Source organism: Membranihabitans marinus (assembly GCF_021729155.1).
GTDB classification, from domain to species: Bacteria; Bacteroidota; Bacteroidia; order Chitinophagales; family Saprospiraceae; genus Membranihabitans; species Membranihabitans marinus.
This window is the reverse complement of the sequence record NZ_JAJQYA010000009.1, coordinates 42,964-56,862: the sequence shown is the minus strand read 5'-3', so window position 1 is coordinate 56,862 and position 13,899 is coordinate 42,964. Positions and strand designations below refer to the sequence as shown.

General features: G+C 36.9%; 10 protein-coding genes. 4 read left to right on the top strand and 6 right to left on the bottom strand.

Going from position 1 to position 13,899, the window contains the following annotated elements; all coding sequences use genetic code 11:
- Window positions 1-49 precede the first annotated feature (49 nt).
- On the bottom strand, window positions 50-1,108 hold the full coding sequence (rlmN, locus tag LVD51_RS07860; RefSeq protein ID WP_236970664.1) for a 23S rRNA (adenine(2503)-C(2))-methyltransferase RlmN: 1,059 nt from the start codon (window positions 1,106-1,108) through the stop codon (window positions 50-52).
- 73 nt (window positions 1,109-1,181) lie between these two features.
- Here rlmN and LVD51_RS07855 point away from each other — a divergent pair, with 73 nt between their 5' ends.
- Complete coding sequence (locus LVD51_RS07855) at window positions 1,182-2,351, top strand: sensor histidine kinase (RefSeq protein ID WP_236970663.1); 1,170 nt, start codon at window positions 1,182-1,184, stop codon at window positions 2,349-2,351.
- Window positions 2,352-2,573: 222 nt separating this feature from the next.
- On the opposite strand, the gene LVD51_RS07850 is transcribed toward LVD51_RS07855, so the two are convergent.
- On the bottom strand, window positions 2,574-3,443 hold the full coding sequence (locus LVD51_RS07850) for a porin family protein (protein WP_236970662.1): 870 nt from the start codon (window positions 3,441-3,443) through the stop codon (window positions 2,574-2,576).
- A 99-nt stretch (window positions 3,444-3,542) separates the two neighbouring features.
- Between LVD51_RS07850 and trmB the strand changes: the two genes are divergently transcribed.
- Complete coding sequence (trmB, locus tag LVD51_RS07845) at window positions 3,543-4,232, top strand: tRNA (guanosine(46)-N7)-methyltransferase TrmB (RefSeq protein ID WP_236970661.1); 690 nt, start codon at window positions 3,543-3,545, stop codon at window positions 4,230-4,232.
- Between the two features lie 1,197 nt (window positions 4,233-5,429).
- On the opposite strand, the gene LVD51_RS07840 is transcribed toward trmB, so the two are convergent.
- The 4 genes from LVD51_RS07840 to LVD51_RS07825 form a co-directional block, all read right to left on the bottom strand.
- On the bottom strand, window positions 5,430-6,383 hold the full coding sequence (locus LVD51_RS07840; protein ID WP_236970660.1) for a hypothetical protein: 954 nt from the start codon (window positions 6,381-6,383) through the stop codon (window positions 5,430-5,432).
- A 308-nt stretch (window positions 6,384-6,691) separates the two neighbouring features.
- Window positions 6,692-7,723 (bottom strand): thiamine-phosphate kinase, encoded by a 1,032-nt coding sequence (gene thiL / locus LVD51_RS07835; protein WP_236970659.1) that lies wholly within the window; start codon window positions 7,721-7,723, stop codon window positions 6,692-6,694.
- Window positions 7,710-8,375 carry a pseudouridine synthase gene (locus tag LVD51_RS07830; protein ID WP_236970658.1) on the bottom strand — a complete coding sequence of 222 codons (666 nt, stop codon included), beginning with the start codon at window positions 8,373-8,375 and terminating at the stop codon, window positions 7,710-7,712. The genes thiL and LVD51_RS07830 overlap by 14 nt, the downstream gene beginning before the upstream one ends.
- A gap of 3 nt (window positions 8,376-8,378) precedes the next feature.
- Window positions 8,379-8,564: a hypothetical protein gene (locus LVD51_RS07825; RefSeq protein ID WP_236970657.1), complete on the bottom strand. Its 186-nt coding sequence runs from the start codon at window positions 8,562-8,564 to the stop codon at window positions 8,379-8,381.
- A gap of 454 nt (window positions 8,565-9,018) precedes the next feature.
- Here LVD51_RS07825 and LVD51_RS07820 point away from each other — a divergent pair, with 454 nt between their 5' ends.
- Window positions 9,019-12,078: a glycosyltransferase family 117 protein gene (locus tag LVD51_RS07820; RefSeq protein ID WP_236970656.1), complete on the top strand. Its 3,060-nt coding sequence runs from the start codon at window positions 9,019-9,021 to the stop codon at window positions 12,076-12,078.
- A gap of 210 nt (window positions 12,079-12,288) precedes the next feature.
- Window positions 12,289-13,848, top strand: coding sequence for a M28 family peptidase (locus LVD51_RS07815; protein WP_236970655.1), 1,560 nt, complete (start codon window positions 12,289-12,291; stop codon window positions 13,846-13,848).
- The last annotated feature ends 51 nt before the right edge of the window (window positions 13,849-13,899 follow it).

The following is a 13,899-nucleotide window of genomic DNA, read 5'->3' as shown; positions in this document are numbered from 1 at the left end:
AAAACGAATAGTTGATAAATTTATTTCTATAATCTTATACAGCTGGTCATTATTCTTTATTGGCCAACTGACCGCATGCTGCATCGATATCTTTGCCTCTGCTTCTGCGTACGGTAACATTGACTCCGTGATGAGCCATCATTTTTACAAAATTTTCGAAACGATTGGTGCTTGATTTTACCAAGTCAACTCCCATTACAGGATTGTATTCAAGGATGTTGACGGTGACGGGAAAATGTTTACACAATTGAGCTAATGCATCGGCATCTTCTTGATAATCATTAAATTGGTCGAATAGGATGTACTCAAAAGTAATCCTGTTTTTGGTGATTTGGTAATAGTATTTTAAGGATTCTATCAACTCATCAATGGAGTCATTATCGTTGATAGGCATTATCTGTGATCGTTTGTGGTCCATAGCAGCATGAAGAGATAAGGCCAGTTTGCATTTGAGCCCATCGTCGGCTATTTTGCGAATCATTTTGGCTATACCTGCTGTGGAGATAGTGATTCGTTTCGTCGACATACCCAGACCGGATTCGTCGTTGATCAAGTCTATACTTCTCTTAACATTCTTGTAGGTCAACAATGGTTCTCCCATACCCATGTATACGATGTTGGTCAATGGTCGTTGGTATTCATTGAGGCAGTATTGATTGACCTTATACACTTGTTCATATATTTCTGTGGCGGATAGATTGCGTTTTCGCTTCATCTGTCCTGTGGCACAAAAACTGCAGGAAAGGCTACAGCCGACCTGAGAAGAAACGCATACGGTAAATCGATTTTCACCAACAACGGGGATGAGTACACTTTCGATTTTGTGGTCGTCCTTGAGCACGTATCGAAACTTCACCGTGCCATCCACACTTTTCTGAATAATATCGGCATGAATGTTCAAAATACTGAATTCATTCGACAACTTTTCCCGAAGTGTATGGGGTAAATTCGTCATTTCATCGAAAGAAATAGCACCGTGTTTCCACAACCATTGATGTATTTGTGCGGCTCTAAATTTTGGTTCCCCGATTTTTATAAGATAATTAGTAATTTCACCGATGGTGAGATCACGAATATCTATGGTGTCTAATGGATCTATAGTTATCATAATTGGATGTAAAGATAGGAAGGAATAACAACTTATCCGATCAATCGTTTAGTATAAAATTGTTTTACAATTTATGGATATATATCAGAAAAAGAATCGTTGGAAATTAAACTTGGTTTTTGCGGGCATAGTTATCGTCGTTATTACGATTTTTTATACCTTCTTTTTAGCCAACGAATTGAAGAAAGTGTTGAAAATCAACATGGAAAACCTTGCGGTAGCCTATGAGAGTATTAGCAAGGATCCAGACAATAGTGATAAAGATGTCAATTTTGAGACCGATGTAATCAGTCGAAATAACAATGTCAGAATTATTATAGTCAATGAACAGGATCAGATTTTAAATTCTTTAAATTTTCCTGATTCCAAGGTTCAAAACCCCGGATACTTAGAAAAGCAACTTCTGAAAATGAAAAATTCAGATGAAAAACCGCTTTCCATCGAAGGAGTGGGCTTTGTACATCGTCTTTATTATGCTCCACCGATCCAATATCAACTACTATCCCTACTTCCCCTTATTATTTTATTGCTGTTGGCGGCCTATGTATTTATTGGATATCTGGGTTTTAGTACGAGTAGAAGTGCGGAGCAAAATCGAGTTTGGGTAGGTATGGCTAGAGAAACAGCTCATCAATTGGGGACGCCCATTTCTGCTATTATTGCTTGGTTGGAACATCTAAAAGCCAGTGAAGTCGATGAAGAACAACTCGATATCATTCACGAATTGGAAAATGATGTCGGTCGTTTGGAACTTATTGCAGATCGATTTTCTAAGATCGGAGCCGCCCCCAATTTAGTGGATACCAATATTCTCGATGAAATTAAAAAGACCATGGAGTACATGGAAAAGCGTGCTTCTAGAAAAATAACTTTTAGCTTGATCAATGAAAGTCAACAAGAGGTGATAATGGCCAAAATCAATAGCCATCTTTTTAACTGGGTTATCGAAAATCTGATGCGCAATGCTTTAGATGCCATGTCTGGAAAAGGTACCATAACCACGACCATTCATCAAGAGGATAATTATTGGGAAATAGAATTGAGCGATACCGGGAAAGGAATATCTTCACAAAATCAAAAGACGGTTTTTGAACCGGGATATACTACCAAGAAACGAGGTTGGGGATTGGGATTGTCTTTGGCCAAACGCATTATAGAAAACTATCACGAAGGCAAAATATTTGTAAAGAAAAGTGGGCTAGATGAAGGAACTACCTTTGCTATACGTCTGCCCAAAAAATAAGATCTGATTTCGGCGAAATCAGATCTTATACCCATTACGTTTTATGATGTCGGTTAAGATTTTTGAATGACTGAACGTAGTTGCACTTCGTGAAACTTCATTCTGTCATGCTCGTTCACTTCCGTGTAGTGGGTGGGTGAGCTTATCTATTAGAAACGTAATTGGTATTATACTTATTCCTATACCAAATGCCTCTGGTATTTCATGGGTATATTATACGAATTAGAAGGAGAATCCTATTGAAAACTCCAGCGTTTGGAATTTATCCTCATCGTCTTTGAAGATCAATTCATTGTTCTGAAGTTGGGTAAAGGTTCTGTCAACTTCCGCTCTGGTATTGTCCAATGCACTGAGGGAATATCTAGCCCCGATAAACAGACTTTGATTGATGTAAAAATTAAGTCCCACATGATAACCAGCATCGATCTTGTTAAAGAAAGACTTGTCAACGCTAGAATAATCGTAATAAGCTCCGACTTGGGATGATATGGTATGAACATCGTTGTTGATCGTTACTTGCTGACTGCTGGGACTGGCTTGACCTGCATTGTCTTTGTTGAAATTGTAACTCAGGGTTTGAACCAATTCACCACTCACCTCGGGAATGTCGTTGTATTTCACCTCTCCAGTTCCTGTGGACTGCACCAATAAACTTCCATATACACCGGCTTGCAATTCAATTCGGTTGAAAAATTTGTACGAAACCGATAGAGGAATTTGGAAGTAGGTATTGTTCACATTTAGGCTGTAATCGCGATTGCCATTAAAATAAAAGGTTCGATCCGTTGCTGTTCTTACAATGGCGTATGAAGGACCATTGTAATTGTAGTTGTACCCCTTCTGATTGTACATCAATTCGCCTTGAAGGGAAAATTCATCGGTAAATCTAATATTGGTTAAAAGAGAAAGGATAAATGCGCTTTTGGCATTAATCGATTCCAGATTTTCGCCATTGCTTCCTATTTCTATAGGGCCGTCATTCTTGGTATTGGTCAGTCCAGCCTTGAATCCAAATGAAAATTCTTGGGCTTGAGATTGTATCGATACCAATAAAATAAAAAACAGGAATAAGGATGATTTTTTAAGAGCCATAGTCAAATTTTTTGCAAATATAAAAAGTACTAGAATGCCATTCCTACTTTCTTTAATAAAGTTATTAATTTTGTAGGGACAAATTATAAGGTATAACGTATGGGGAAGAATAAACTAAGGAAATTTTCAGAAATAACACTTTTTAACAATGTTTTTGAGGCCTTTGATTTGTTTGATGGACAGGTTTATCGGAACAATGATGACAAATGGAAACCTAAAGGAAGATGGAATCTCGATTATTTTAAAAACGATAATCCCATTGTTTTAGAATTGGCCTGTGGCAAGGGAGATTATACCTTGGCATTGGCCAAAGAAAATCCAGATCACAATTTTATCGGAGTCGATATCAAGGGGAATAGAATTTGGGAAGGAGCTACTTCTGCCTTGGATCAAGAGTTGAATAATGTGGCTTTTTTGCGCACTAGAATCGAATTTATTCAAAATTATTTTCAAGAAGGAGAGGTGTCACAATGTTGGATTACTTTTCCCGATCCTTTTTTAAGAAATTCCGATGCCAATAGACGATTGACTTCACCTGCTTTCCTCAACCGGTATTCCCAAATATTGGTCAATGGGGGTAAGGTTCATCTAAAAACAGATGACGATACCCTGTATAAATATACCTTGGAAAGTTTTGAAGAACACGTAAACTACGAATTGGATACAGATATTCCCGATGTATATGCTTTGGAGAAAAGATCGGTCTTAGATATTCAGACTTATTACGAGAAAATGCATTTGGCCAATGGCAAGACGATTAAATACGTATCCTGTAGTTACCAACCTTAATTTAGATATTCCATTCCTCTACACCACCTAGTCTTGAATCTTGTGAATATTTAATGTCGACACTGTAATGTTCGATATTTCTTATGAAATGCATAGTGAGAGGTTAATTTAAACAAAATAGGAGTTGCTGAAATAGGTGTTATTTGGGGCTTGTAAATATATAGAATCTAATGTTTCTATTTGCCTAAGGTTAATTTAAAGGAGATAGCTATAATTCTCTCTTTTCCCTGTACAAGGGATAACAATAGTCTTCCTTTTTAGAAAGGTTGTAGTGGCTGTGGAATAGGCTATACGGGGAATTCTTGCTTTGTTGAATAACGCTTTGACTGCCTTTTTGACCGTTGTCCTCAGGATGAGTTATATGGTAGGATGTCTTCCTAGGAAAATGGATGGAAACTATTAATTGTTTTTATATATTATTTTTCAATCCTCTATTAATCTGGGAATCTCATAATTATATAATTAGAAATAAGTATTTACATTCTCAAAAGGAGTTAATTGGCCTTGTTATACGAATTACATTTTATAATGACGGAAAAGATTTCGAGACAACTGAGCAGGATGCGTAGTATTGAAAGTCGTAAATCGACTTTCAGCGAAGGAGCCGTGAGCTCAGTCTCACGGGAGGGTTGGCCGTTTGACGAGGCTACGACTGAACAAAATTGCTCTTTGAGCAATCAAAGGTCGTAAATCGACCTTTGGCGAGGGAAACGAAACCTCCGTGTTTCGGGTGGGAAAGCCCCCGTGGCGTGGGTGGGTAAGCTTATAAATTATAAATGTAATTCGTATTATATCCAATTTCAGCGTTTAGTCTTACAAAGGTTAGAAATAGTCATGTGCTCTTGGATTTGATGTCTCATAACAATACTATGTTGATGTTTGCATTTTATTAATAGTGGTAGATTATGTTTAGGTCTAGGATTAGTATTGAGGTCTTTCCTATTTTTTGAATTGGGAGGACATTGTTATGGAGGTGATAAAATGCCCTATATTGTCCTGTTTGGACTTGTGGAATAGTGTTTTTTCATTAGTTTATTTCTTATAAAGATAGAAATCTAATGTGATATTTGTATATCTCTGTATTGTAGTTTATTGTAATAAAAAAAGTCAATCCCTGTTTATAAGGAGGAATTGACTTTTTATAGGAAATATTTTAAAAACAATCGGTCTTTGGTCTGATATTAGAATTTATTTGGATTAATCTGCATTGAGCAACTCGATTTTTGTAAAGAATTTCTCAGATGAATTCTTCATGTTTTTGATAATTCCTCTTCGTACTTTTTCATTAATATTACTAATTGGAATAGATCTACTCTCGATTTGATCAAACCATTTCTTGATGTAGAAATTGAAGTCTTTGTTTTCCACTCTAAAATATATAGGTGAATTCATCACCATATAAGTGTGTTTATCTTGTACTTGGAACATCACTGAATTAATATTTAATTCGTGGATGTAGAATTTGTGTTTGGCATCTTTATCTTGACATTGTTTTTCAAAGTCTGCCAAGAAGATTCTCATCTCATTCTTTATTTCTAAGACTTGATCCAAGGTTATGGTATCTAATTCTAGGTGGTATTCTAGTAATTTGAAATAAGTCTGAAAGATGTTGGGAGACAAGAAGGTATGAATATCACAGTATTCATATATCTTAGTCAAAGTTTGGAAGTTGTCAAATTCCTCTTTGTAGGAATCTTGAAAATCAATCTTGTTGTATTGCTTATATGAAGTATTAAACTGAGAATTGATATTTTCCAACCAGACAAATACAGTAAATTGAAAAATTTTAGGGTAATTAATCAGTATTTGCAAAGGAATTAGGTTGCTGTAATATCTGATAATGGGAGTACCGTAATCATTGATATATAACCTATAATCTTCAATGAGTAACTTAATAAGATCATTGAAACTTCTGTTTTCTTCCTTTAAAAATGGAAAATCAGCAGAGATGATACTGCCAATTTCAAATGTGTGTATTCTGTATTGGATAGATATTTTACTGTACTCACTAAGTGTAAGTTCACTCGTACAATTTACTTTATTGTAGGCTGCACTTTGAGAGATGTCCAAAAGATCAACAAAGTCTTTGACCAACTCAGATCTAGAGTGCTTTTTCTGTAATTCTGCGATTAGCTTTTTCTGGAGTTCCATTCTTTTTCAATTTTAAGTTTTTCCAATTATTGTATCAAATCCTGCGCAGTAAATTAAACTATTACCTTTCTTCTCCTATTTAAAACATTAATCTCCGAATTATAAGTGAATTATCAATTTATATAGAATTATTAATTCGCTTTATAATAGAATCAACGTTTATTCCATTTTACAAATGGAAGGATGTTCGCATTTCAACTAAGTTGTCCTTCTATCTAAGGATTTCGATATCATTGCTTTTGCAATATATAGAAAATTATTATTAAAACTTTATATTTTGCAGGAAAATTGTTATTTTCAATAAAAATTTAAAAATGTTTCCATCCTTGAGCCTGTAATTTATGAATTTTGCCATTTTTACTATGTAAATGAATACCTTGTTCGGGTTCAACAATTTCTCCAATAATTGAGGCATCGACCATTTTCATCACAAAGCTATGGTCTTCTTTTTTTACAGTAAATAGCAATTCATAGTCTTCACCTCCATTCAATGCCGCTACGAGGGGATCAATTCTAAAATTGAAAGCCATAGTTTCAGTTTCTTTGGCGATAGGAATATTGACTTCTTCGACAATGGCGCCGGTTTTGGATTGGTCGCAGAGGTGGAATATTTCCGATGCCAGTCCATCGCTAATATCTATCATGGAAGTGGGCATGAATTCATGTTGGTGGAAGTGATTCACTATGTCTTTTCGAGCTTCTGGTTTAAGAATACGCTGAACCAAATAGGTTTGATCCTCTAAGTCTGGTTTTATGTCTGGATTTTCTAAAAATATCTGCTTTTCTCTTTCCAATAGTTGTAAACCCATGTAGGCACCTCCTAAATCTCCTGTAACGCAAAGAAGGTCTCCAGGCTTGGCTGTATTTCGATAAGTCAGTCGCTCACTTGGTCCCTGTCCCAATGCAGTGATACTGATAATCAAACCCTTTAGCGAAGATGTGGTATCACCACCGATTAAATCGACTTGATGAGCGTCGCAAGCTGCGCGAATACCATCGTATAACTCTTCTAATGCCTCTACACTAAATCGGTTCGATATAGCAATGGATACCGTTATTTGTGTAGGGATGGCATTCATAGCATATATATCGGATAGGTTGACGATTACGGCTTTGTAACCTAGGTGTTTGAGTGGGTGGTAGGCCAGGTCAAAATGGATGCCTTCGACCAACATATCGGTAGATATTACGGTGTTGTCCTCTTTATTTTTTATAACGGCAGCATCGTCACCGATACCTTTAACCGTAGTAGGTTGATGAGTTACTACAGACTGGGTCAGATGACTGATGAGACCAAACTCACCTAACTTTTCAATACTTGTTCGTTTATTCTGTTCCATGGTTTTGATTTTTTAATAAAAAATTACTTGCAATTGTCCATAAATTACTCTCAGGGAATCTTCCATCGGTTATCGTCATGGTATCACCATTGCTGATCAACTGATAACTATAGCTATGTAAATCTATTGATCGATTTTTGTTTTTTCTTCTAGCTCCATACTTGACATCTCCCTTGATTGGGTGACCGATTAAACTCATTTGAGCTCTTATTTGGTGAAATCTCCCGGTCTCTATATGGATACTGAGAATAGTATATCGTTCTAATTGGATGATTTTTTCGTACTTGAGGATGGATTTCTTGCCAGATTTTCTGTCTTCAAAGCTTTTGTTTTTGCGACCATCTCTCCTTAGATAATGCATTAACTGCCCTTTGTGTTCTTCTACCACTCCTTCTACTATGGCGATATATTGTTTTTTGACAATATGATGTACTGCTATTTTTTTAGAATTGTCACCTAATCGTTGAAATAAGACCAAACCACTTACGACTTGGTCTATACGATTTAATAGTTGTAAAGATTCACCCAAGAGTAAAGGCAGGGCTTTGTCCAATGGTAATGGATGTTCAGACTTGGATTGGCAGGGTATACCAGCTTCCTTGTGAACGGCTACCAGAGATTCATTGGCGAAAATAAGTTCGTGGTAATCCATGAATTATTCAACCTCTTCGTAGTCTATATATTCGTCATTATCAGCGTTAACTGATTCTTTGGATTGTCTTCCGGCCTCATTTTTCAGGCGAAATTCTTCTTTTCGACGTTCTTCAAGGTAGGTGTTGCGTTTAAACCGATTGTAGAAGAACCATATAACGGCTCCAACTATTAACCATTTTAATATCATATCATTATTTTTTCTATCTACCTATGGATGTTTATTATTCATCTATTCGACAGAATGAATAATCTAACCCCTATAGTAATAACTTTGTTCAATATTAGGGAAAATGTAGTAATTACTAGCCATACAATCCATATTTCTCTGGGTATTGTACATATTTTATTGGATTAGATTAGGCCGGTGTTTTCTATTATCTTATATATTATAATGAAAAAAGTTGTTCGTCACAAGAATTTATTCATTGAAAGATAAACGATTTAACGGTCTGAAGTATAATGATTAAAGGCAAATAAAGTAGAGGGGAATAAGATGAAATAAAACAAAATTGTGAACAGCCAATAATCGTGTTATTTTTAAGTTTATTTATAGAGTTATTACAATAAAAAAGGATAGTCCATTTAAAATTGTGAACCAATAAGTATTTTAGTAAATTTGAGCCAAATCGAATATCAATTCAATGAAGAACAATTACATTAATTTTAAGAATCTTTCCGGCTGGGTCGTATTTGCGATTACCTTTGTCGTATTTGCGATGACTACAGAAAGGTCTGGATCTCTCTGGGATGTTGGAGAATTTATTGCTGGAGCCTATAAGTTGCAAGTAGTTCACCCACCAGGTGCTCCATTGTTTCTATTGGTCGGTCGCCTATTTGCTATCGTCGGTGATTTGTTTTCATCTAACCCTTCTGGTATCGCTTTTGCCGTGAATCTATTGTCGGCAGTGTCCACGGCTTTTGCTGCTACATTTACGGCATGGATCGCTTTTCGATTGGGTAAAATGGCATGGTTGGGACGAGATGTTGAAGCCGACCAAACTCAATCATTGGTCTTGTTTTTTGGTGGTGTTGTCGCAGGACTTTGCGGTGGTTTTGCCACTTCGGTATGGTTTTCTGCCGTAGAAGGAGAGGTGTATGCACTATCTACATTTTTTACCATGTTGACCCTTTGGTCCGGTGTAAAATGGTATAGTTCACCAGATGACCCTGATTTAGACAAATGGCTAATGTTGGCTTATTTTGCCATAGGTGTTTCCATTGGGGTACACTTACTTTCGGTATTGGCATTGCCTACATTGGCATTATTATATTATTTTAAGAAAACTAAGAAAATCTCATTTTGGGGTTTGGTTTTGGCCACCCTCGGTGGTTTGGTTAGCTTAATTGTGATTCAAAAAGGAGTAATTGTCGGATTGCCAATCATTTGGTCAAAATTTGAATTGTTATTGGTCAATTCTTTTGGATTACCTGTTCACAGTGGACTCATTCCATTGTTGATTTTATTGGTTGCCGGTTTTTATTTCGGTCTGCGATATGCGTGGAAGAAAAAGAATTATATTTTAGAAAGAGCCTTGGTGGCCTTGATGTTGGTCATCATTGGATACAGCACTATTTTGGTCGTAGTCGTGAGAGCTGGAGCAGAGCCACCGATCAATATGAACGATCCCGACAATGTATTTTCTTTAATTCCCTATATTAACCGGGAACAATACGGAGAGCGACCCATTCTAAAAGGTCCACAATTCGATGCCAAGCCGGTGGATATGAAAGTAGAAGATCGCTATGGCTTCGTAGGAGACAAATACGAAATAACCAGTCAAAAACTCAGCTATGTCTACAATGACAAGGATAATGTCCTCTTCCCTAGAATGTCATCGAGTCAACCCAAAGACATACCTTACTATAGAAATTATTGGATGAAACGGAAGAATGGTTCTCCTACCTCAGCCGACAATTTCAATTTTTTAGTCCGATATCAATTGGGCTGGATGTACGGCCGGTACTTTATGTGGAATTTTGTAGGCCGATTAAATGGAACCCAAGGCTACCTGCCCTGGGATTGGACCGATGGTCATTGGGTATCCGGTATTCCCTTCCTCGACAAGGTCGTAAAATTGGGATACTATGACTATTCCAAGGATCCTATGACGGTTAAACAAGACGAGAATAGGAATTACTATTTCTATCTGCCTTTTATCTTTGGACTCATTGGCTTGTTTTGGCAGATGAAGAAAAATAAGGGAGAGTTTCTTACACTTTTATCCTTTTTTATAATCACAGGTATAGGTATCATTGTTTATTCCAACCAACCACCAGCTGAACCCAGAGAAAGAGATTATGTTTTGGTTGGATCTTTATTTGCTTTTGCCATTTGGATTGGTTTAGCCGTTCCAGCCATATACGAGATTATAAAATCGAAAATAGGGGACAAAGGTGGTGTGTTTTTATCGGGAGGTTTTGTATTGGTAGCTCCATTGGTCATGCTTATTAACAATTTTGATGATCACGATAGAAGCAAGCTTCACGGTGCACGAGATTATGCAACCAACTTTTTGGAGAGTTGCGCTCCGAATGCCATCATATTTACCTATGGAGACAACGATACCTATCCTCTGTGGTATGCACAAGAAGTAGAAGGGCTGAGACCCGATGTGAGGGTGGTCAATTTAAGTCTTATACCAGTTGATTGGTATATCAATGGATTGCGTCGAAAAGTCAACGAATCAGAGGCCATTAAATTTACTTTCGATCGCGATGACTTTAGAGGATCTAAGCGCAATAATCTGCCTTATAAAGAAGATAGTCCTAGACCATTGGATCAAATCTTGAATTTTGCAGCCGAAGATCATCCCACCTCGACGGGAAATCGTCAGTTGGAAAGTTATCTTCCCACCAATAAGTTTTATATCAATGTCGATACGGCGAGTCAAGCCATAAAAAATATGATTACGCCTTCGGATAAAGGTCAAGTGGTTACTCGGATTTCCGGTGAAATACCATTTAAACAAGAATATCCATATCTCAACAAAGGTCAGATGGCTGTCTTGGATATCATATCTAGCAATTGGCAAGAGAGACCTATTTATTGGGCAATTACTGCGCCCAAAGAACAGTTGTACGGACTGGATAAATATTTTAGAATAGAAGGTTTAGGTAGTAGATTTGTCCCGGTACAAGGCAACAATATGGTCAATCTGGATCAGGTCTACGAAAATGTAATGACTAAATTTAAGTGGGGGGGATTAGATAAATACGATCAAAACGTAGCTCCTGGATTTAGAGGTACAGTATATGCCATGCAAACCATGTTTAGACTGTCGGTTAACGAATGTATTAAAAATTATAGACAGGCTAGCTCTGAGGAAGAGAAGCTTAAATACCAGAACATGGGAGTGGACTTTATCAATAAGTTTTTCGAAGTGTTTCCGGATTATAACTTCCCCTACGACCCAAGTATAATGATATACGTCAATAGTTTATTGGATTTAGACAAAACTGAATTGGCACTTGAGCCTTTGAATAAGTTGATCGATCGGTATGACGAGCAGCTCTCGTTTTACAGTACTTTGAGCAATTCTGCATTAAATGCAGGATTTGAGGGGCAGAAGGAGAGATGGGAGACGACTATTCCTAGTTTGGCTAATTTTGTAGTGAGAACCAAAGATCCCGACTTGTTGGAAAAATTGCATTCAAGACTCGGTAGTTATACCGATTTGTCTGGATTTCAAATTAATGAATAACATCAAATAATTAGTTCCGTTCAAATTATTAAAAAGGATTCTATCTTGCCGATAGGATCCTTTTTTGTGTTTTAAGGAAGACCTCTTTTAGCATCATTGATTTCTATTTTAGACTAACATCTATTGATTTTAAGCTTGAAAATGTATGCAAATAGGTGGATTATAGTTAGATTCAGAAAATAATCCTTATTTTGAAAAAAAGTATAGCAGATGAATAAGTTATATCTATTATTGATTCTTTTGGTGACCGTTTCCCAATCCGAGGGACAAATGTTGCAATACAGTCCTATGGAATTGACCCACTTTACTCAGAATATATCCCAAGACTCTATTTACAAATATTTATCGATATTGTCATCGGATGAATTTGAAGGCAGAGAAACAGGTCAAGCTGGAAATAAAAAGGCTGCAGCCTTTTTAGCTAAAAAATTGAATGAATTTGGTTACGAGACCCCAAATAATACTAGGGACTATTTTCAATACTTCCCCTTGTATAAGCAGACATGGCAAGAATTGTCCATGGTATTGGGAGGTCGGGAATTTGAAGCAAATAAGGACTTTTATGCCCTGCCTTCTGAGAACCCTAATCTGCCCAGTTTTCAAGATCAGGAAATAGTGTATTTGGGCTATGGACTGAATAATGACCGCATTGATGATTTTTCGTCAATGGATTTGTCCAATAAGATGGTGATGATCCATGAAGGTCAGCCTGATGACAGCAATTCATATAGTGGTTCTGGTTTAGAAAATACAAAAATAAAGGCAGCATCAGAAGCTGGTGTTCGTGTGATATTGGTGATCTCCGAGCATTTTGCATCCAGATTGGCCAGGTATCGACCACTGCTTTTAAGTCCCTCAGTGACCACCAATTTGCCGAAGGTAGGACGAACCAATATCATATATATATCGCCGGGCATGGCTACTGCTATCATGGCCAGGTACCAATCCAATATATTGGCATATAGAAAGAGTAAATACGAACAACGGCGCAACAATACCTCCCCTGTAGTAATCAGTAAAAAGGTGGAATTGAAAATGCATAAATTGACCAAATACGAATACGTTCCCAACGTAGTAGGATTTATGGAAGGAAAAGACCCCGTTCTCAGAAATGAAATCTTAGTGATATCAGCTCATTTTGATCATTTGGGTGTTCGAGGCAAAGATATTTTTAATGGGGCGGACGACGATGGTTCAGGAACCTCATCGGTATTGGAAATGTCTCGGGTATTGAGTTTACTGGCCAAAAACAATAGTGATTTTCCAGCGCGCTCTGTCTTGTTTTTATTTGCCAATGGCGAAGAGAAGGGTTTGTTGGGATCCGCATTTTATACCGATCATCCCCTTTATCCTTTGGACAATACCATTGTCAATCTCAATGTAGATATGATAGGGAGAAGGGATAAGTTTCACGAAGACGATCCATACTACGTCTATATTATTGGTTCTGATAAATTGAGTTCAGATTTACATAAAATCAATGAAGAGGTGAATACTAAAACCACTCAACTTTTTTTAGACTATAAATACAATGATGAAGCCGACCCCAATCGTTTTTACTATCGATCGGATCATTATAATTTTGCCAAAAACAATGTTCCTGTAATATTTTATTTTACCGGTGTCCACGAGGATTATCACCGGCCTACTGATACCATAGAAAAGATAGAGTTCGAAAAAATGACTACGATAGTTGAGTTGATATTTGGAACTGCCTGTGAATTGTTAAATAACGAAAGGCGTCCTATGGTAGATCAAGTAAAAGAATAGATAAATTTTTAAACTTAAATGTGACTTTCAATAATTCCACCGTCTAAAGGA

What these genes read in the sequence shown, in the direction of transcription:
- rlmN (WP_236970664.1), bottom strand. Translation starts at nt 1,108, where the DNA reads ATGATAACTATAGATCCATTAGACACCATAGATATTCGTGATCTCACC.
- LVD51_RS07855 (WP_236970663.1), top strand. Translation starts at nt 1,182, where the DNA reads ATGGATATATATCAGAAAAAGAATCGTTGGAAATTAAACTTGGTTTTT.
- LVD51_RS07850 (WP_236970662.1), bottom strand. Translation starts at nt 3,443, where the DNA reads ATGGCTCTTAAAAAATCATCCTTATTCCTGTTTTTTATTTTATTGGTA.
- trmB (WP_236970661.1), top strand. Translation starts at nt 3,543, where the DNA reads ATGGGGAAGAATAAACTAAGGAAATTTTCAGAAATAACACTTTTTAAC.
- LVD51_RS07840 (WP_236970660.1), bottom strand. Translation starts at nt 6,383, where the DNA reads ATGGAACTCCAGAAAAAGCTAATCGCAGAATTACAGAAAAAGCACTCT.
- thiL (WP_236970659.1), bottom strand. Translation starts at nt 7,723, where the DNA reads ATGGAACAGAATAAACGAACAAGTATTGAAAAGTTAGGTGAGTTTGGT.
- LVD51_RS07830 (WP_236970658.1), bottom strand. Translation starts at nt 8,375, where the DNA reads ATGGATTACCACGAACTTATTTTCGCCAATGAATCTCTGGTAGCCGTT.
- LVD51_RS07825 (WP_236970657.1), bottom strand. Translation starts at nt 8,564, where the DNA reads ATGATATTAAAATGGTTAATAGTTGGAGCCGTTATATGGTTCTTCTAC.
- LVD51_RS07820 (WP_236970656.1), top strand. Translation starts at nt 9,019, where the DNA reads ATGAAGAACAATTACATTAATTTTAAGAATCTTTCCGGCTGGGTCGTA.
- LVD51_RS07815 (WP_236970655.1), top strand. Translation starts at nt 12,289, where the DNA reads ATGAATAAGTTATATCTATTATTGATTCTTTTGGTGACCGTTTCCCAA.